The sequence below is a fragment of the Mycobacteroides salmoniphilum genome, from assembly GCF_004924335.1.
In the GTDB taxonomy this organism is placed as follows: Bacteria; Actinomycetota; Actinomycetes; order Mycobacteriales; family Mycobacteriaceae; genus Mycobacterium; species Mycobacterium salmoniphilum.
This window is the reverse complement of sequence record NZ_CP024633.1, coordinates 1,811,723-1,829,807: the sequence shown is the minus strand read 5'-3', so window position 1 is coordinate 1,829,807 and position 18,085 is coordinate 1,811,723. Positions and strand designations below refer to the sequence as shown.

At 65.1% G+C, this 18,085-nt stretch carries 24 protein-coding genes and 1 tRNA gene; 8 read left to right on the top strand and 17 right to left on the bottom strand.

Going from position 1 to position 18,085, the window contains the following annotated elements; genetic code table 11:
• The first annotated feature begins 46 nt into the window (after window positions 1–46).
• Window positions 47–895, top strand: a complete 849-nt coding sequence (locus DSM43276_RS09165; protein WP_078329159.1) for an LLM class flavin-dependent oxidoreductase — start codon at window positions 47–49, stop codon at window positions 893–895.
• 3 nt (window positions 896–898) lie between these two features.
• Here the strand turns inward: DSM43276_RS09165 and DSM43276_RS09160 are convergent, their stop codons facing one another.
• From DSM43276_RS09160 to DSM43276_RS09130, 7 genes are all read right to left on the bottom strand, one after another.
• Window positions 899–1,231: a DUF732 domain-containing protein gene (locus DSM43276_RS09160; protein WP_078329160.1), complete on the bottom strand. Its 333-nt coding sequence runs from the start codon at window positions 1,229–1,231 to the stop codon at window positions 899–901.
• Between the two features lie 92 nt (window positions 1,232–1,323).
• Window positions 1,324–2,220: an LppU/SCO3897 family protein gene (locus DSM43276_RS09155; protein ID WP_078329161.1), complete on the bottom strand. Its 897-nt coding sequence runs from the start codon at window positions 2,218–2,220 to the stop codon at window positions 1,324–1,326.
• A gap of 70 nt (window positions 2,221–2,290) precedes the next feature.
• A complete protein-coding gene (locus DSM43276_RS09150; protein WP_078329162.1) occupies window positions 2,291–3,106 on the bottom strand; it encodes an SCO1664 family protein in 816 nt (271 codons plus the stop codon).
• A complete protein-coding gene (locus tag DSM43276_RS09145; RefSeq protein ID WP_078329163.1) occupies window positions 3,090–3,680 on the bottom strand; it encodes a DUF3090 domain-containing protein in 591 nt (196 codons plus the stop codon). Before DSM43276_RS09145 ends, DSM43276_RS09150 begins: the two co-directional genes overlap by 17 nt.
• A 45-nt stretch (window positions 3,681–3,725) precedes the next feature.
• Window positions 3,726–4,418, bottom strand: a complete 693-nt coding sequence (locus tag DSM43276_RS09140; protein ID WP_078329164.1) for a histidine phosphatase family protein — start codon at window positions 4,416–4,418, stop codon at window positions 3,726–3,728.
• Window positions 4,415–5,245 (bottom strand): undecaprenyl-diphosphate phosphatase, encoded by an 831-nt coding sequence (locus DSM43276_RS09135; protein WP_078329165.1) that lies wholly within the window; start codon window positions 5,243–5,245, stop codon window positions 4,415–4,417. The genes DSM43276_RS09140 and DSM43276_RS09135 overlap by 4 nt, the downstream gene beginning before the upstream one ends.
• Before the next feature lie 56 nt (window positions 5,246–5,301).
• Window positions 5,302–5,616 (bottom strand): hypothetical protein, encoded by a 315-nt coding sequence (locus DSM43276_RS09130; RefSeq protein WP_078329166.1) that lies wholly within the window; start codon window positions 5,614–5,616, stop codon window positions 5,302–5,304.
• Between the two features lie 89 nt (window positions 5,617–5,705).
• Between DSM43276_RS09130 and DSM43276_RS09125 the strand changes: the two genes are divergently transcribed.
• Genes DSM43276_RS09125 through DSM43276_RS09115 form a run of 3 tightly spaced genes read left to right on the top strand, consistent with a single transcriptional unit; the run spans window position 5,706 to window position 8,079 of the window.
• A complete protein-coding gene (locus DSM43276_RS09125) occupies window positions 5,706–6,761 on the top strand; it encodes a YncE family protein (protein ID WP_078329167.1) in 1,056 nt (351 codons plus the stop codon).
• The gene (locus tag DSM43276_RS09120) at window positions 6,758–7,018 is read left to right on the top strand and encodes a DUF5703 family protein (protein WP_078329168.1); all 261 of its coding nucleotides are present in this window, start codon (window positions 6,758–6,760) and stop codon (window positions 7,016–7,018) included. Before DSM43276_RS09125 ends, DSM43276_RS09120 begins: the two co-directional genes overlap by 4 nt.
• Complete coding sequence (locus DSM43276_RS09115) at window positions 7,018–8,079, top strand: quinone-dependent dihydroorotate dehydrogenase (protein WP_078329169.1); 1,062 nt, start codon at window positions 7,018–7,020, stop codon at window positions 8,077–8,079. The genes DSM43276_RS09120 and DSM43276_RS09115 overlap by 1 nt, the downstream gene beginning before the upstream one ends.
• A gap of 15 nt (window positions 8,080–8,094) precedes the next feature.
• Here DSM43276_RS09115 and DSM43276_RS09110 read toward each other — a convergent pair whose 3' ends face one another.
• Together DSM43276_RS09110 and DSM43276_RS09105 are read right to left on the bottom strand one after the other, a co-directional pair.
• Window positions 8,095–8,616, bottom strand: a complete 522-nt coding sequence (locus DSM43276_RS09110; RefSeq protein WP_078311788.1) for a YbhB/YbcL family Raf kinase inhibitor-like protein — start codon at window positions 8,614–8,616, stop codon at window positions 8,095–8,097.
• Window positions 8,617–8,643: 27 nt separating this feature from the next.
• The gene (locus DSM43276_RS09105) at window positions 8,644–9,999 is read right to left on the bottom strand and encodes a M20/M25/M40 family metallo-hydrolase (protein ID WP_078329170.1); all 1,356 of its coding nucleotides are present in this window, start codon (window positions 9,997–9,999) and stop codon (window positions 8,644–8,646) included.
• 144 nt (window positions 10,000–10,143) lie between these two features.
• On the opposite strand from DSM43276_RS09105, the gene DSM43276_RS09100 reads away from it, so the two are divergent.
• Window positions 10,144–10,232: transfer RNA gene (locus DSM43276_RS09100), tRNA-Leu, on the top strand.
• A 94-nt stretch (window positions 10,233–10,326) separates the two neighbouring features.
• On the opposite strand, the gene DSM43276_RS09095 is transcribed toward DSM43276_RS09100, so the two are convergent.
• From DSM43276_RS09095 to DSM43276_RS09080, 4 genes are all read right to left on the bottom strand, one after another.
• Window positions 10,327–10,929: a M15 family metallopeptidase gene (locus DSM43276_RS09095; RefSeq protein WP_078329171.1), complete on the bottom strand. Its 603-nt coding sequence runs from the start codon at window positions 10,927–10,929 to the stop codon at window positions 10,327–10,329.
• A gap of 16 nt (window positions 10,930–10,945) precedes the next feature.
• Window positions 10,946–11,407: a hypothetical protein gene (locus tag DSM43276_RS09090; RefSeq protein WP_078329172.1), complete on the bottom strand. Its 462-nt coding sequence runs from the start codon at window positions 11,405–11,407 to the stop codon at window positions 10,946–10,948.
• 45 nt (window positions 11,408–11,452) lie between these two features.
• On the bottom strand, window positions 11,453–12,280 hold the full coding sequence (gene wag31 / locus DSM43276_RS09085) for a DivIVA-like cell division protein Wag31 (protein WP_078329173.1): 828 nt from the start codon (window positions 12,278–12,280) through the stop codon (window positions 11,453–11,455).
• Window positions 12,281–12,509: 229 nt separating this feature from the next.
• Complete coding sequence (locus DSM43276_RS09080) at window positions 12,510–12,803, bottom strand: YggT family protein (RefSeq protein ID WP_070911436.1); 294 nt, start codon at window positions 12,801–12,803, stop codon at window positions 12,510–12,512.
• A gap of 210 nt (window positions 12,804–13,013) precedes the next feature.
• Here DSM43276_RS09080 and DSM43276_RS09075 point away from each other — a divergent pair, with 210 nt between their 5' ends.
• The 3 genes from DSM43276_RS09075 to DSM43276_RS09065 are packed head-to-tail and all read left to right on the top strand — an operon-like array spanning window position 13,014 to window position 14,605.
• Entirely contained in the window at window positions 13,014–13,478 is a 465-nt protein-coding gene (locus DSM43276_RS09075; protein WP_078329174.1) for an SRPBCC family protein, read from the top strand.
• Window positions 13,475–13,837 carry an ArsR/SmtB family transcription factor gene (locus DSM43276_RS09070; RefSeq protein ID WP_078329175.1) on the top strand — a complete coding sequence of 121 codons (363 nt, stop codon included), beginning with the start codon at window positions 13,475–13,477 and terminating at the stop codon, window positions 13,835–13,837. The genes DSM43276_RS09075 and DSM43276_RS09070 overlap by 4 nt, the downstream gene beginning before the upstream one ends.
• Before the next feature lie 21 nt (window positions 13,838–13,858).
• Window positions 13,859–14,605 (top strand): DUF899 domain-containing protein, encoded by a 747-nt coding sequence (locus DSM43276_RS09065; RefSeq protein WP_078329176.1) that lies wholly within the window; start codon window positions 13,859–13,861, stop codon window positions 14,603–14,605.
• A 59-nt stretch (window positions 14,606–14,664) separates the two neighbouring features.
• Here the strand turns inward: DSM43276_RS09065 and DSM43276_RS09060 are convergent, their stop codons facing one another.
• From DSM43276_RS09060 to ftsZ, 4 genes are all read right to left on the bottom strand, one after another.
• Entirely contained in the window at window positions 14,665–15,306 is a 642-nt protein-coding gene (locus tag DSM43276_RS09060) for a cell division protein SepF (RefSeq protein ID WP_078329177.1), read from the bottom strand.
• A gap of 88 nt (window positions 15,307–15,394) precedes the next feature.
• Window positions 15,395–16,105: a YggS family pyridoxal phosphate-dependent enzyme gene (locus DSM43276_RS09055; protein WP_078329178.1), complete on the bottom strand. Its 711-nt coding sequence runs from the start codon at window positions 16,103–16,105 to the stop codon at window positions 15,395–15,397.
• Window positions 16,105–16,812: a peptidoglycan editing factor PgeF gene (gene pgeF / locus DSM43276_RS09050; protein WP_078329179.1), complete on the bottom strand. Its 708-nt coding sequence runs from the start codon at window positions 16,810–16,812 to the stop codon at window positions 16,105–16,107. The genes DSM43276_RS09055 and pgeF overlap by 1 nt, the downstream gene beginning before the upstream one ends.
• Window positions 16,813–16,857: 45 nt before the next feature.
• The gene (ftsZ, locus tag DSM43276_RS09045) at window positions 16,858–18,012 is read right to left on the bottom strand and encodes a cell division protein FtsZ (protein ID WP_078326420.1); all 1,155 of its coding nucleotides are present in this window, start codon (window positions 18,010–18,012) and stop codon (window positions 16,858–16,860) included.
• Window positions 18,013–18,085 lie beyond the last annotated feature (73 nt).

Below are 18,085 nucleotides of genomic sequence, written 5' to 3'. Positions count from 1 at the left end.
ATTACCCGATAAGGATTTGTCACACCCCGTCGGCATACTCGCGCACATGACCGCCGGCATCCAGTACGGAATCGTCCTGACGACGGGAGACGCCGCTGACGTCGCGGAGCTGGCCGCGCTGGCCGAGGAGACGGGCTGGGACGCCGTCTTCGGTTGGGAGCCCGTGTGGGGTGTCGACGCATGGGTGGCGTTGACGGCGGCGGCCATGCGCACCACCCGAATCAAGCTCGGGACCATGCTCACGCCGCTATCACGCCGCAAGCCGTGGGATCTGGCATCCACCACCGCGACGCTGGATCGACTCTCCGGTGGCCGGGTCATCTTATCGGTGGGAATGGGTGCACTGCATGACAATTGGCTGGCCTTCGAACGCGACCAGGGCCGCAAGGCACGCGCCGGGCTACTCGACGAGGGACTTGACGTCCTGTTCGGGCTATGGGAAGGCCAGCCCTTCAGCTACCAGGGAACGCATTACCAGGTGACGCCCACGACGCATATGGCGCCTGCCCCACCGGCACAGAAGCCGCGCATCACCACCTGGTGTGTGGGTGTGAGTGGCTCACGCAAGTCCTTGTCCCGCGCCGCACGTTGCGACGGGCTGCTGCCCAACATCACCACGGCCGACGGACAGTTCGACTTCAGCCCGCCGCTGCCGCGATGGCTCGAGGCCGCACGTGAAATTCATTCACTACGAAGCGAATTGGGCTACACCGGCAGTTACGACGTGGTGTACGAAGCAGCGACCGACTTCGACAACCTCACTGCCACACGTGAGAAGATCGCCACGCTGCACGAGGCCGGCTACACCTGGTACCTGGACTCGGACTGGCACACCGAGCACGACGATCCCCTCGGAGCGTTGCGCAGGCGGATCGAAAAGGGGCCGCCGCGCTAGGCGTCAGTGTTTGACGTCAGGACACATGGTCTGGGGGGCGTACTCGACCACCGCCTTCGACGCCCACTTCGGAGACCACGGGAGCAATGTGGCGGCCGCAATGGCCTCGTCCTTCGTTCCGCCGTTGCCCAGCACCCCACAGGCCATGTTCCCGGCGTGCACGTACATCGCGGCGTTGCCCGCGTTATAGGGGTTTGCCCCGGGAATGTTGTCGTTGATGAGCTGCAAGAACTCTCCCTCGCCATCGGCATGTGCCGGTCCGGCAAGGCCGACTGCCCCAGCGACCGCCCCGGCGAGAATTCCGGCAGCCCAAAACCGGCGGAAGTTTGTGATCATGATGTCCCCTCTGATGAGGAGACGATCCTATTGCGCGATAGCGACTGGTCGGAAGCGTTTTTCCGTAAGTTGACCGGTCCCAGTTTTCACGATCAGGGAGCGAACTCGCTCGTACAGATAGCCATCGGCGGATCGGGGAACGCGAAGGAATGAACCACCCCGGGCTTGCCCTTGCATTGCGCAGCCTCCTTCGTCCCCGGAATCACGAACAACACGACGAAGGCCTTCGGCGCCTGGCAGGAATCCGCGGCCACGAACACCGTGCTGCCCATCACCACTGCCGTCTGATAGCACGAGCCGACACGCAGTTGCGGGGCAATGCAATACGAGAAATCACCGGCCGTGAATCCGGTGTACGTCTGCCGGCACTTGCCGCCGGGAACGACCTCGATCACGCGCCACGCAGCCTTGGGGTCCGTACACGCCACCGCCTTGTAGTCCGAGGGAGCGGCCAACGCGATACAGTCACCGACTGCGGCCACCTGCCCCGGGGCCTTGGGCGGACCCGTCGGCGCCGGAGGCGGAACAGGCATCTGGGGCATCGGCGCACTAGGCGGCTGCGCAGTAGGTGTCAGATACGTCGGTGCGCCACTGACTGTGGGCAATTCGGGGTTCGCGTAGGACACCGTGGTGGTCGGCGGGCTGACCGATTGGCGCGGATCTGTGTCCCGGTTGAGGATCACCACCAACACCACCGCGAGCACGACGACGACCGCCGCGGTGATCGAAGCGATCAGAATCCACGGCTTGGACTGTTTCCGCGGCCCGAAGGGGTCCTGCCCCGGGAGCCCCGGATACATCGGGGGGACCGCATAGCCCTGTGGAATTCCGTCATACAGGCGGCCGATCGAATCGTCCGGGTAGTCCGATGGCGCATAACCGTACGGAGCCGTCGGCGGCGGCGCCTGCCAGTGCTCCTGAGTCGGCCCCTCGGGTGCGCCCCACTGCCCCGCTGGTCCCTGCTGATACGGGTCATGTGGTCCCGTCACCTCAGCACCCCCTCGTGCCCGTCCCCACCCGGAATATCACGCTGTGCCGACCAGGCTAGACGATCACCCATCAAAAGGCGGGCCACGGTACGGGTCTGTTGCGATCAGGGATCGGCATCACCGGCTCATCCAGCGTCATCGCAGCGCGTTGACGCAAAGCCGCCACTTCCTCCGTAGTGATGTGGACCGACAGTGCGGCGCCCAAATCTCCCCGCAATGCCTCCCCGAGGCGCATCACATCGTCAAGCAATTCTGGCTCCACGGGCTTGCCCGCCCATCCCCACAGCACGGTTCGCAGCTTGTCCTCGGCATGCAGGCATATCCCGTGATCGACGCCGTAGACGCCGTCGGCGCCCCGCAGGATATGGCCACCCTTGCGGTCGGCGTTGTTCACCAGGGTGTCGAACACCGCCATCCGGCGCAGCAGGGCGTCATCGGCGTGAACCAGCACGATTTCCGCGCCGTCGGCGTCGAGAGCGCGCAGGATCGGCAGGTAATCCTGCGGCACGGCCTGCGGCAGACAGATATCGACCAGGTCGAGGGCGCCCTCGGCGAGCTCCGGCTCGTGGATCCAACGCTGCACCATGCCAACACCCGCCGGACCGTCTCGAAATACCGTATACGGCACCACATTCCAGCCCAGTTCCGCCGAGATCAGGTAGGTTGCCACCTCACGCCCCGCCAAGGTGCCGTCCGGGAAATCCCAGAGCGGTCGCTCCCCCCGTACTGGTTTGTAGACACAATGCAGGCCACTTTCGACCTCGCAGAGAAACGTGGCATTGCTCGCGGATCGGATACGACCGATGACCGTAAGCTCACCGTCACGGATGGCGGCGTGATCCTCGGGACTGCCGCCGGGGCCCGAGCCGTCAGGACTCGGCGTCATCATCTGCCGCTCCGGGCACCGTCCCCCGGCGATAGCCGTTGGTGCGGACGCAGATGTGGCCAGCCGGATCGAGCGGCTCCTCGCACAGCGGGCAGGGAGGACGGCCCGCGGAAACGACCCGGGTGGAGCGTGTTGCGAACTGCCGGGCCGCCTCCAGAGACAGGAACACGCGAACGGCATCCGGGCCGTCCTCGGAGTCGTCGAGCACCACGGATGCATCGAACTCCTGCTCGCTCACCGCGAGGAGTTCGACAACCACCGAGTTGGCCTCGGCGTCCCAGCCGAGCCCCATGGTTCCAACCCGGAACTCGGCGTCGACGGGCATCACCAGCGGGCTGAGATCCTCGATAACCTCGGGCTCGGGCGGGATCTCGGTTCCGAACCGGCGATGGACCTCCGACAGCAGCGTTCCGATGCGCTCGGCCAGCACAGACACCTGCTGCTTCTCCAGCATCACGCTGACGATCCGGCTCTCGTGGACGGCCTGCAGATAGAACGTACGGTTGCCCGGCTCCCCGACCGTTCCGGCGACGAAACGGTCCGGGCTGCGGAATACGTGAATCGATCGGGGCATGGTGTCTCCAAAACTACCGGTCGATGAACCCCTCGCGCGAAGGGTCTAATCGGTTGTGCCGCCCACAGGGGCATCAGAAGCCGCCCCGGCGGGCTTCTCGGGCGGCCGGGCGCTCAGCGCACTGGACAGGTCGGGGCCGGTGTGATTCATGTGCATGACAAAGGGTCGCAGCTCGGTGTAGCGCACCACGCTCATCGAGGCCGGATCGGCGACAATGCGCTGGAACGCATCCAGGTGCGTGCCGAGCGCGTCGGCCAGTACCGACTTGATGACATCTCCGTGCGTGCATGCCACCCAGACGCAGTCACCGCCATGTTCCTCCGATAGCCGCCGGTCGTGCTCACGGATCGCCGCCACCGCCCGTGCCTGGACCTGCGCAAGCCCCTCACCACCCGGGAACTGTGCGGCACTGGGCTGCTGCTGGACGACCTTCCACAAGGGTTCGGTGAGCAACTCGGCAATCGCGCGGCCAGTCCACTGCCCGTAGTCCACCTCGGCGAGCCGGTCCTCGACGACAGGCGTCAGATTCAACTCCGCCGCCAACGGCGCCACGGTCTGCTCGCACCGCAGCAGCGGGGACGTGACGATCGCCTGGACCGTCACCGCGCCCAGACGGTCAACGACCCCACGCGCCTGGACTTGTCCCTTCTCGTCGAGCTCAACACCCGGGCTGCGGCCGGCCAGGGTGTGCGCGACATTCGAGGTGGACCGCCCATGGCGCAAGAGGACGACCGTCATGACGCACTCACTACCCCGGCGGCCAGCAGGCCCATCACCGTCAGTCCCAGGACCACGCGGTATCCGACGAACCAGTACATGCTGTGGCTGCTGATGAAGCGGAGCAACCAGGCGACTGCCGCGTAACCGATGACGAAGGCGATCAGGGTGGCCACCAGCAGCTGCGGACCCGTCGCACTCATGCCCTCAGTCACGGGGTGGAACGCATCGGGCAGGGAGAACAGCCCCGAGGCCAGCACCGCCGGTATCGCCAGCAGAAATCCGAATCGGGCGGAGGCGGGCCGGTCCAGTCCGAGGAACAGGCCGGCGCTGATGGTGGCACCCGACCGGGATACACCGGGAATCAGGGCCAAAGCCTGTGCACTGCCGACGATCACGGCGTCTTTCATGGTGAGCTGTTCGGTGTGGCGCACCTGACGCCCGTAATACTCGGCGGCGGCGATGACCAGTGCGAACACGATGAGCGAGGCCGAGATGAGCCACAAATTTCTTGCACCCGAACGGATTTGATCTTTGAAGGCCAGGCCCAACAACCCGATGGGCATGGTGCCAACAATGACGTACCAGCCCATCCAGTAGTCAAAAGTTCTGTGCGCCTTGACGAACAGCCCGCCGAACCACGCCCGAAGGATGCGCCAGATGTCCTTGGCGAAGTAGAGCAAAACCGCCGCCTCGGTGCCCAACTGGGAGACCGCGGTAAAGGACGCGCCCGCATCTTCATCGAAGAACACCCGCGACACGATGGCCAGATGGCCCGATGACGAGATCGGCAGGAATTCGGTAAGTCCTTGGACCACCGCCAGCACGATCACTTGCAACCAGGACATTGCCGCCACTGCCGAATCCACGACAGCGACCGTACTGGACGCGTCGGCAGATTGCCCTAGCCGGCCAGCAGCCGGGCGAGGCGGCTGATGCTCACCGGCTGCGCGTCGGTGACCAGATCACGCACCGCGGCAACAATGCTGCGTTCGTCGGTGACATCGATGTCGGTGATCGGCCGGGTTCCGACGGCCACCACATCGCTGACATCGGGAACTAACTCGGTAAGGAAGGCTCGGTAGATCTCGACACGCAGCAACGAATCCTCGATGCGGAAAGCGAAGCTACGACCATCGCCCACCTCACCAAATCCATTCGCGTGCACGCCCGTCACGAGGACCTCGACGGTGAAGACCGGACTGTCGGCAAGCGTCATGGCACTCACGATAGCCCCCAGCTACCGACTGCTAGCACCGAACGCGCCGAGAAAGTCATCTCCTGCTCAGCAATTCCAGGTCGATTGCGATGATGGACGGGATGAATCCTTTACCGGGCCGCGATGTGCGCGGTATAAGAGGCACTATCGCCGCACTAGCAGCCGTCATCGCGGTGGCTTCGGGCTGCTCAACGGGCAGTGATACCGGTAGCCCCGCCGACCCAGCCGTCATCACGCCGGCTTCCGCCGCACAGTCACCCCCGGTGACGACGGCACCGGCCGGAACGGTGCACCGGTTCACCGGCCGGTCCAGCGCAGTGTTGTTCGACACCTCGACCAACACGGTGTCAGTTCTGACCGATGACGGCCGAACAGTGACGTTGTTCACGCGGGACAACCTCGACGTGCCACGTCACACTGTCGCGCTCTCCTCGCCGGCGACCGCGGCCGTCGGCGATGGACACGGCACGGTGTACCTGTCCACCACGGGCGGCTACTTCACCGTCGACATCGCCTCGGGGCGCGCGAACAAGGTCGATATCTCGGGCCACGAAAACACCGAATTCTCAGCCGTCACCCGCCGCCCAGACGGCCGTGTCGTACTGGGAAACACCGACGGCACCGTCTTCACTCTCGACGCCCAGAACCAGGTCGCGGCCCGCGCAAACGGTTTCGCCCACATTGATTCCCTTGCGTACCAGGGTAATACCGTCGCCGTTCTGGATCGTGCGCAGAGTTCGGTGACCACCCTGACCGAGGCCGGCGACGGCACCGCGCATGCCCTTCGAGCCGGCGAGGGGGCGACCACGATGCTTGCCGACGACAAGGGACGCCTATTGGTAGCCGATACCCGCGGGGGCGCCCTGCTGGCATTCGGGCTGGCCGACTCGCTCATCCTGCGGCAGCGATACCCGGTGCCCGCCGCCCCGTACGGGCTGGCGTACTCGACCAAGCTCACCTGGGTGTCGCAGACGGCGTCCAACACGGTTATTGGCTACGATTTGTCTACCGGCATCCCCGAGGAAAGGTCCCGATTCGCGACTGTGCGGCAACCTAATTCACTGGTCAGCGACGGATCCACGTTGTTTGTGGCATCCGGTACGGGCGACGGAATACAGGCGATCGACATCAGGAGTATCGGGTGAGCCGCGCCGCACGCAGCAGCTTTCCGTCGGGCTGGGAAAGCGAACCCGATGACGAGTACGACTACTACCCACTGCGACTTCCTCCGGAAATCACCAGGATCACCGCATCGCTCCGACTCTCGATTCAGGCCGAGTTCGGCGGGTGGGAGCTGACCCGGGTCCGGGTCTATACCGACGGAAGCCGTCGAGTCTTATTGCGCCGCAAGAAACTCCGCGGCAACCTGGCTGGCGGGCCGTTTACCGTCCCGGTGATCTGATGCTGTACGCCATCTTGCTGCGGCTGTTTTTTGTGGTGCCGCCCGAACGTGCACACACCCTGGTCTTCGCTTCTCTGCGCGCCGCGGCCGCCTTAGCGCCGACGCGGTGGCTGATGAATCGACTGTGCGCCCCGACCGATCCCATCCTGGCCAGCGAGGTGTTCGGGGTGCGCTTCCCCGCCCCGCTGGGGTTGGCCGCCGGATTCGACAAGGACGGTGAGGGGCTCAAGGTGTGGGGTCCGCTCGGGTTCGGCTATGCCGAGGTGGGCACGGTGACCGCCATCGCGCAGCCCGGCAACCCGAAGCCCCGACTGTTCCGGCTCTCGGCCGACCGCGGCCTGCTCAACCGGATGGGCTTCAACAACCACGGCGCGGCAGCGCTCGCGCCCCGGTTGGCGACGCGAAAGTCCACGGTGCCCATTGGCGCCAACATCGGCAAGTCGAAGATCGTCGAGGCCGCGTTCGCGTCCTCCGACTACCGGGTGAGCGCGCGCTTGGTAGGGCTGGCCGCCGACTTCCTGGTGGTGAATGTGAGCTCCCCCAACACCCCTGGGCTACGCGACCTTCAAGCCATCGGCGAGCTGCGCAAGATCCTCTCCGCGGTTCTCGAGGAGACCACCGCACCGGTGCTCGTGAAGATCGCCCCGGATCTCTCCGATGCCGATATCGACGAGATCGCAGATCTGGCAGCCGAACTGGGCCTCGCCGGGATCGTCGCCACCAACACCACCATCAGCCGCGCCGGCTTGAAGACGCCCGATGTCGAAGACCTGGGCGCCGGGGGCATCTCCGGTCCACCGGTGGCCACCCGATCACTCGAGGTGCTGCGACGGCTACATCGGCGAGTGGGAGACCGCCTGGTACTCATCAGCGTCGGCGGCATCGAGGATGCCGACGACGCCTGGGCACGGATCACCGCCGGGGCCTCACTGCTGCAGGGCTATACCGGTTTCATCTACCGGGGCGGCTTCTACGCCAAGCGGATTCACGACGGTATCGCCCAACACCTACGTGACGGCGGGTTCAGCAGCCTGCAAGAGGCGGTTGGCTCCGCCTCCTAGCCGACCCCGAGGCAGCTAGTGCTGCTCGTAGGTGCCGTGAATGACGGCGCGGGCAATCGCATGCCCAAACAAGTTGAAGCCCAGGTATGCCGGGGTGGCGCTCTCCGGCAGCTCCAGCTTCGGCACGCTCACGGCGTGCACGGCGATGTAATACCGGTGCGGTCCGTGACCGGCCGGCGGTGCAGCCCCGATGTACCGCTTGAGGCTCGCGTCATTGGCCAGCGTGATCGCATCCCCCGGCAAGTCGCTTCCGTTGCCCACGCCGGCGGGCAGCTGCGTCGTGGTGGCGGGCAGGTTCGCCACCGCCCAGTGCCAAAAGCCCGACGCGGTAGGCGCGTCGGGGTCGTACACCGTGACGGCGAAGCTCTGCGTTTCCTCGGGGAATCCGGACCAGCTCAGCTCGGGCGAGACGTCCTGTCCCCCAGCACCCATGATTCCGCTCACCTGCTCAATGCCGAGCGGCTGTCCATCGGTGACGCTGGCAGATGTCAGGGTGAAGGTCGGCAACTGCGGCAGGGAGTCGTAGGGAGAGGCCATGTGGGCGTCCTTTCAGTCGGGGTGTGATCAGTGGTTGAGCAGGAAGTGCTGAAGAACCTTGGTACCGAACGTCAATGCGTCGACCGGCACGCGCTCGTCCACGCCATGGAACAGTGCGGCGAAGTCGAGCTCGGGCGGCAGCTTCAAGGGCGCGAAGCCGAAGCACCGAATGCCCAACCGGGCGAACGCCTTTGCATCGGTGCCGCCGGAAAGCATGTACGGCACGGTGCGGGCCTCGGGATCGAACTCCAGCACCGCGGCGTTCATCGCATCGACAAGGTCTCCGTCGAACGTTGTCTCGTAGGCCGGGAGCAACTGCACCCATTCGCGTTCGACATCGGGGCCGATGATCTCGTCGACCTCACGCTCGAAGGCCTCCAGCCGCCCCGGCAGCACCCGGCAGTCGATCACGGCCTCGGCGGTCGCCGGAATGACATTGGCCTTGTACCCGGCCTTGAGCATGGTGGGGTTCGCGGTATCGCGCAGGGTCGCGCCGACGATCTTGCCGATCGATCCCAACTTGGCGACCGTACCTTCCAGATCCGGTGAGTCCGGGTCGAAGTCGTAGCCGGTCTCCTCGGCGACCGCGGCAAGGAACTGAGTCACCGCTTCGGTCAGCACCAACGGAAACCGGTGCCGGCCCAGTTTGGCGACAGCCTCGGCGACCGCCGTGACGGCGTTATCCTCATGCACCATGGAGCCGTGGCCGGCTCGCGCCTTGGCGGTCAACTTCATCCACGCGATGCCCTTCTCGGCCGTCTCCAGCAGATACAGACGCCGCTCGCCGCCCTCCTTGCGCGGCACCGTGAGCGAGAAACCGCCCACCTCGCCGATGGCCTCGATGACACCCTCGAACAGGTCGGGACGGTTGTCGACGAGCCACTGAGAGCCCCACTTGCCACCGTTCTCCTCGTCCGAGACAAATGCCCAGACCAGATCGCGCGGGGGGACCGTCCCGGATTGTTTGAACCACCGGGCGATCGCGACCATCATCCCGACCATGTCCTTCATGTCGACCGCGCCGCGGCCCCACACGTAGCCGTCGGTCACTGCCCCCGAGAAGGGGTGCACGCTCCAGTCGGCGGCCTCGGCGGGAACGACGTCCAGGTGGCCATGCACGAGCAGCGCGCCGCGCGCGCTGTCGGCCCCGGCCAGGCGTGCGAACAGGTTTCCGCGTCCGGGCGCGCCTGCCTCGACGTACTCACAGCTGTACCCGACCTCTTCCAGCTGCTGCTGGATCCAGCGGGCGCATTCGGCCTCGCCCTTGGTGGTTTCCAGCTCTCCGGTGTTGGAGGTATCGAAGCGGATCAGCGTGCTGACCAGTTCGACGACCTCGTCCTCGGGCGCCGGATTCTCAGAAGTCACAACTACCTTTCCTACCATCGTCGGACGCTGTGCACCGCCCGCCGGGTATCCGCATGTATCAACTGCGGCCAACGCGCCGGGAACCGGTTTGGGCTCGGTACAGTGTTTCCGCTAGCCTATGACGGCAGCCAACGGGCCTGATGGCCCGATCGCAGCATGATTGTCCGAGTGGCGGAATGGCAGACGCGCTAGCTTGAGGTGCTAGTGCCCTATTAACGGGCGTGGGGGTTCAAGTCCCCCCTCGGACACCACGACTGAAGCGAGCGAAGTGAAGGCTCGCATTCGTTTCGCAGCCGATGGTGTCGGTTCCTGGCTTTGTTTGCGTCAGGACAAGGCTATCCCCGGTCAACCCGCCGCGTTGATACGCAGCGCCGGGCATTGCCCTTCAGCATCCGCGGTGAGTTCGTAATGCCACTTCTCGTTGGCGAAGACCTGGCACAGGCCGAATTGTGTACTGTGCCTCAGCATCCAGTCGTAGGCCGACGCGGGGCCGATATCGACGGCCTTGCCCTGGACGTGCTGCGACTCGTCGGGAGTGGCCACCCACTGCCGGGCCACCGCCAGGCTCCCGTACGTCTGCACGGCATCGTCGAGTAACTGCTGCTGGAAAGCCCGCGACCGCCAGCCCGACGTGATCACAAGTGTGACACCGTCGACCGCCGCGCTATTGGCGGCATCCTGGACAGCGCGCAGCAGCGGAGGGTCCAGCCTGATGACCGCCAAGGACGAGGTATCGAATGGGCTGACTGGAGCCGAAAGTGCGCCTCCGTCAGGCTCCTCACCGAGCGTGCTGGGCGTCGACGGCGGGGGGACGGTCGTCTGAGCCGTCACCAGCACGATGGTGGCCACGGCCGCCGGGTGACTGCCCGCGGCCGGTTCGGCGGACTGGCATGCCGACAGGGCGAGCGCCGCAACAGCGGCCACACTCATGAATGCGCTACGTGACATCTGGCGAGGAATCCCGTCAAGACCGGTGCGGCTCGTCCTCGTCTTCGTCGTCGACATCGAACTGCTCGTAGGTCTCTTCGGCAGACGGATGGACATGGGCCGCGGTGGCGGCCTCCTTGAGGCTGACAGCGGCGGGGGCCGAGCCCTCGCGTACCGCCGGGATCACCGATGTCTTGGTCGAATCAGCTTCCGCCACATCGGTTACCGAGTCACCATCGGGATGATCGGCTGAAGCGGCGACGGACTCGTCGGGACCCTGTGCCTCGGACTCATCATCGCCCTCGGTGTCCGCGTCGGACTCCTCATCGGCACCCAGCGCACCGGCATGCCGGTCTCGAATCGCGTCGACGATCATGAGAACCACGCCGATGGCGGCCGCGGCGATACACACGAAGGCAAGAACTTCATTACTGGTGACCACTGCGGCCACCAGGGACGCCAGACCGACAGCGGCCAGCACCAATGCGACGATCAGCATCGCGAATCACTCCTCATACGTGCCGCGAGCATAGACCGATCTAAATCAGTAGTTGTTCCCACGGTTGAACTGGCCGAAACCGGCTTCCTTGGATGCGTTTTCATTCGAAGCACCCGCATCGACGGGCGCTGCGGAACCGCGCTGGCCAAGCTCCTCGAGCTGAGACTCGAGGTAAGTCTTGAGCCGGGTGCGGTACTCGCGCTCGAATGTACGCAACTGCTCCAGACGCCCTTCCAGCACCGTGCGCTGCTGGTTGATGGTGCCCATGATCTCCGAGTGCTTGCGCTCGGCATCGGATTGCAGGGCATCGGCCTTCTCCTGCGCCTGGCGCAGCTGGGTCTCGGAACGGGTCTGGGCATCCGAGAGTAGCGCCTCGGCCTTGGCCCGTGCGTCGGTGACCGTCTTGTCGGCGGTGGCGCGAGCCTCGCTGACGATCTGGTCCGCATTTGCGCGAGCATCGGACAACAACTTTTCCGACTCGGACTTGGCGTTCCCGGTCAGGCGGTCCGCGGTGTCCTGTGCCAGGCCCAGAATCTTGGCCGCACGGACGTGATGTTCCTCGGTCGATGCCGCGACGGGAGCAGCCGCCACGACGGGCGCCGGCGTGGGCTCAGGCTTAGCGGGCTCCGGCTTCTTCTCGGGCTTGGGGGCCTCGTAGACAGGAGCCGCGCCGCCACCCTTGCGGGCCTCAACCAACTCTTGGTCCAACTCCTGAACTCGCTGACGCAGGTCCGAGTTCTCCTCGATCAGGCGGGCCAGCTCGTTCTCCACCAGGTCGAGGAAGGCGTCAACCTCGTCCTCGTTGTATCCGCGCTTACCGATGGGTGGCTTACTGAACGCGACGTTATGTACATCAGCTGGTGTAAGCGGCATTGCCTGCCCCTATCAAGTCTCGACGTCTGGAATCGTATTGCAGTGTAAAGCGAACATGCAGTGTCACTGTAACTGGCGTCCATCCTGTCACATCCGACCCGCCGGTCGCAGCAGAGCGCGTTAAGTATCCCTCTGACGTGCATAAAAATACTCTGAGGCTTTGGATATGACGCGCATTCGTATCCAGATCGATGTGAGTTGAATACCGAAATTCAGCGTCGCTGGAGGCTTAGCCAGCAGCCATCAGGAACGCCACCCGCATGCCAAAGAATCCGACCAAAAGCAGCAAAGTAATGGACAGATCGAATCGCACCGCGCCAAGGGAGAGCGGCGGAATGAGACGGCGCAATAACCGCACAGGAGGGTCAGTGATGGTGAAGATGAGCTCCAGAATCACCACAGTGGCGCCTCGCGGGTGCCAATCGCGGCTAATGGACTGAATGGTCTCGATCACTATGCGCGCAAACAGCAGCAAACAGAAGAGCAGAAGCGCGTAGCCAATGATCTCAAAGAACAGTGCCAAGGGACCCCTCATCGGCCAAGCGTAAACAACCACGCGCGGGCTTCGTGTAACAGCAGCCTCAGCCTACCGGCAGGCCCCATCGGACCGCCCGTCACACGACGAAACCCCTGGACCGAGCCACCGGGCCTCACTATTCGCAACTTGTGGTTGCGCATCACTCTTTCGAGCGCTACCGTAAAACGCAACCGATTGTTGCGAGTTGGGAGAGACATGTCATACGAATGCATCGAGCGAGAGCTCCACATCGACGCGGCACCGGAGGTGGTCTTCTCTGTCATCAGCCGCCCCGAACATATGAAGCAGTGGTGGCCGGACGACGCCGAGTTCGCCCCGACTCCGGGCGCGCGGGGCGAGATCACCTTCAGTGGCGAGGAACCCGGCGAGGTCCACATCTTCGGGCTCACGCTTGTCGACGTCGATCCGCCGCGGCGGTTCTCGTTCCGTTGGTGTTATCCCGAGGGGCACGTGGCGAACGTTGGAAATTCGCTACTGGTGACATTTGATCTCACGCCGGCGGGGACGGGCACCCGGGTACGCATGACTGAGGTCGGCTTCCGGGACCAGGGCCGAACTGAGGCCGACGTCATCGAGCAGTACGAGGCGCACGAGCAGGGCTGGGCGCAGCATCTCCCCCGCCTCGCTCCCTGTGTGCGCGAGCTGGCGGGCCGGCCATGACGGCTGTCGTCGACGACGATCTGTGGGCGGCGGTCGGCGATCCGACCCGTCGGCGGGTCTTCGACCTCATCCTCACCGACGGCATGGCCACAGCCACGACGCTGAGCGATCGCCTTCCGGTCACCCGCCAGGCCGTGACCAAACACCTGACGGTCCTCGACAAGGCAGGTCTGGTCCACGTAACCCCCAACGGGCGGGAGAAGCAGTATCGCGCCAACGCCGAACAGGTCGCCCGCATCGCTGAGCAGCTCACCGCGGTGGGAGCCGCATGGGATCGACGGTTGGCGCGGATCAAGCAGATCGCCGAGGCCATCGAGAAAACCGGGCGTGACCACAGACCTGCCACACCCACTGAATAGGAGGAAACGATGGAGATAGTCATGAGGACTCCCCCGATCGTGTCGGCGCAGGATTGGGAGATCGCTCACCGGCAGCTGCTCACTGAGGAAAAGGCGTTCACCCGGGCCGGGGACGTACTGGCCGCCAAACGTCGGCGCATGCCCTGGACTGAGGTGGACGCGTCCTACCGGTTCGAGGGACCGGATGGTCCGGCGACCCTCCTCGACCTGTTTCAGGGTCGTCGCCAACTCATCGTCTATCGCGCCTTCGTCGACCCCGGCACCGGCGACTGGCCCGAACACGGGTGCACCGGGTGCTCACTGATGGCCGACCACATTGGCAATCTGGTCCATCTGCACGCGCGCGACACCTCACTCGTCTACGCCTCGCGCGGATCGCAGGCGGACCTGGAACGCATCAAGGCGCGGATGGGCTGGCATCACCCCTGGTACACCATCGCTGCGGACAGCTCCTTCGACCGTGACGTCGATGTCCACGAGTGGCATGGCACCAACGCGTTCATCCGTGACGGGAATCGGGTGTACCGCACCTATTTCATCAACAACCGGGGCGACGAGGCGTTCAACAACACCTGGACCTTCCTCGACATGACGGCGCTGGGCCGCCAGGAGACGTGGGAGGACTCCCCGGAGGGCTACCCCCAGTCCCCCGCATACGAATGGTGGGACTGGCACGACGAGTACGGCTCACACGAACCCTCGCGGTGGTTCGGCGACCAGGATCCCGACGATCCACACGATCCGCGCCCCGCGAAGGCCTGCCACTAAAGCGAATTCGGGCGAGAAGATGCGGTCATCGCATCTTCTCGCCCGAATTCGTCAGAGGTTTACTGGTAGGAGTAGAAACCGCTCTCGGCGATTCGACGGCGCTCCTCGGCGCTGACGTCGATATCGGCCGGAGACAGCAGGAAGACCTTGGTCGCCACCTTGTCGAACGAGCCACGCAGTGCGAACGCGAGCCCGGCCGCGAAGTCCACGACCCGCTTGGCGTCGGCGTTGTCCATCGACACCAGGTCCATGATCACCGGGGTGCCGTCGCGGAAACGCTCACCAATGGTGCGGGCCTCGCTGTAGTCCTTGGGACGCAGCGTGGTGATCTTCGACAACGGGCTTCCCTCTTCGAAGATGGCGGCGCGGCGCGGATCCATGGCCAGCGCGCCGCGAGTGGGGGCGCTACCCCGTAACGAGCCCAAACGCGGTGCCGGACGGTCGAATTCGCGCGAGGCCGGATGGCGGGTGGCAAAGCGCTCTTCCTCGGCGTAGCCGGCCGGACCAGCCGGTCGGTAGCCGGGCTCGTCGTAGCCGTACTCGGCATCGTCGGCGAACCGCTCGCCACGACGCGGATACCGACGGTCCTCGGCGGACGCGCGGCGGGGCGCGGGAGCGTCGACGTCGTCGTAATACTCGTCGTCGTAGTCGTCCATGGGAGCCATGCCGAAGTAGGCCTTGACCTTGTGCAGCGTGCTCATCGCGTGACCTTCCGTGCGTGGGCTATATGGAGTTCAGTTGTTCGCTCGGTCTCTACAGCTGTGTTGCAAATGTGACTGGAGTGACGATCTACCGTGACGTTAGCGGTCGTTGCCCCATCAACGCCGTTCCGACACGCACACACGTGGACCCATATTTAACGGCGGTCTCCAGGTCGTTGGACATTCCTGCCGACAAGCGATTCGCTTGCGGATAGCGCTGCCGGACGCGTTCCTGTTCTTGCTGGAGCCGACGAAAGGCCTGGTCGGGGTCGGCCTCGCGAGGAGGCAGAGCCATCAACCCGGCGAGCTGCAGATGCTCGCTGGCGACCACCTGCGCGCACAGCTCGTCGATCCCCGCGAGGTCCGCGATATCCACCCCGCCCCGGGTGGTGTCGCCGTCCAGGCTGAGCTGGAGATAGACATGCAGCGGCTCGCCCTTCTCCCCCGCTCCGCGAGCCGTGTCCAACGCGGACACCAGCCGCGGGTTGTCCACCGAATGCACCGAATGCGCCCAGTGAGCAACCGACTTCGCCTTGTTGCGTTGCAGATTGCCCACCATGTGCCACTGGACGTCCGCGTGGCCGACCTCCAACACCTTGCCCGCGGCCTCCTGGTCCCTTGATTCCCCAAACGCGCGACAGCCCAATCGGTACAGCTCTTCGACATCGGTGGCCGGGAAAAACTTGGTGACGGGCAGCAGTTCGATCTCATCCGGGTCGCGACCGGCGGCGTCGGCGGCGACGCGGACCCGTTCCTGTACCGCCGCCAGGGCGGTGCTCAATTCCTGGGAACGCGTCATCAGCTGAGCCAGATCACCGACGCCAGTCGGCCGGTACGCGGCTCCCGGCGATAGCTGAACAGATCGGAATCTTCCACAGTGCACCGCGGGTCGATATCAATGGCCGTCACACCCAATCCCGAGAGCTGGCGGGCGATTCCGGCACGCAGATCCAGACCCGGAGTTCCGGCCGAGGTCGTGGTGCGACTACCGGGCAGTGCCTTCTCCACATCGGCTGCCATGTCGGCGGGGACCTCATAGTGCCGACCACTGACCGCCGGCCCAAGGAACGCCGAGATGCGTTCCACCTGCGCTCCGGCGGCCACCATGGCTTCGATGGTGCGCGGCACGATGCCGAGTTTGGCCCCTACCCGTCCTGCGTGAGCACCCGCGACGACTCCCGCCGCAGCATCGGCGAACAGCACCGGGACGCAGTCGGCGGTCAACACCGCCAGTGCGATCCCGGGTTGGCTGGTCACCAGCGCGTCGGTCTCGGGAATCACCGCTTCTTCGGGACCTTCGATCGTGTGCACGTGGTCGCCGTGAACCTGCTGCATCCAGATCAGGTGATCGTCCGGCAGCCCGAGGGCACCGGCGAGCCGTGATCGATTGGCTGTCACCGCGTCCGGATCATCACCGACGTGATCGCCGAGGTTGAAACTGTCAAATGGCGCGCGCGATACCCCACCGCGGCGGGTGGTGGTGACGCGCCGAACTCGAAAACCCATGAGAGAAGGAGTCCTAGCCCAGTTGGAGGCTCTTCACGCAAGCGCTCATCGCCGCATGAAGGGCGGCACGTCGACATCGTCCTCGTCGCCGCCGAGTGTCACCGTGGCACCGTTGGTGTCCCTGGGCAGGCTCTGCGCGTCGATGGTGTCGAAGATGCTGTTGCCGTTCGAGCGGGAGCCGTTGACCGCACCGGCCTTGCCGGGGGCCACGGCGCCCGGGGCTGCTGTGCCGCTGATCGGCGTGCGGCTGGGGCCACCGGCATCGAACCCGGCGGCGATGACGGTGACGCGCACCTCGTCGCCGAGCGAGTCGTCAATCACGGTGCCGAAGATGATGTTGGCTTCGGGGTGCGCGGATTCCTGCACCAATGTCGCAGCCTCGTTGATTTCGAACAGGCCCAGGTCACTGCCACCGGCGATCGACATCAGCACACCCTGGGCGCCCTCCATGGACGCCTCGAGCAGCGGCGAATTGATCGCGGTCTCAGCGGCTTTGAGCGCCCGGCCGTCACCGCGCGACGAGCCGATGCCCATCAAGGCACTGCCGGCGCCCTGCATGACACTCTTGACGTCGGCGAAGTCGACGTTGATCAGGCCGGGGGTGGTGATGAGGTCTGTGATGCCCTGCACACCGTTGAGCAGCACCTCGTCGGCGCTGCGGAACGCGTCCATGAGCGATACCGCGGCGTCGCCCATCTGCAGCAGGCGATCGTTGGGGATGACGATGAGGGTGTCGCAGCTCTCGCGCAGCGAGCCAATTCCGTTCTCGGCCTGGCCACTGCGGCGCTTGCCCTCGAACGAGAACGGCCGGGTGACCACACCAATGGTCAGCGCACCGAGCTTGCGCGCGATGCTGGCCACCACGGGCGCACCACCGGTACCAGTACCGCCGCCCTCACCGGCGGTGACGAAGACCATGTCGGCGCCCTTGAGGAGCTCCTCGATCTCGTCCTTGGCGTCCTCGGCTGCCTTGCGCCCCACGTCGGGGTCCGCGCCCGCGCCCAGGCCGCGCGTGGAATCGCGGCCGACGTCAAGCTTGACGTCGGCGTCGCTCATCAACAGCGCTTGCGCGTCGGTGTTGATCGCGATGAACTCGACCCCCTTGAGGCCGTGTTCGATCATCCGGTTGACGGCGTTGACGCCGCCACCACCGATGCCGACGACCTTGATCACCGCGAGGTAGTTGTGTGGAGGCGTCATGGTCGCCTTCCTCCCTGGTTGCTGCTGTGGTCTGGTTGCTGGAGCCTCTCTGCAAACTCTCAACCTCTACCTC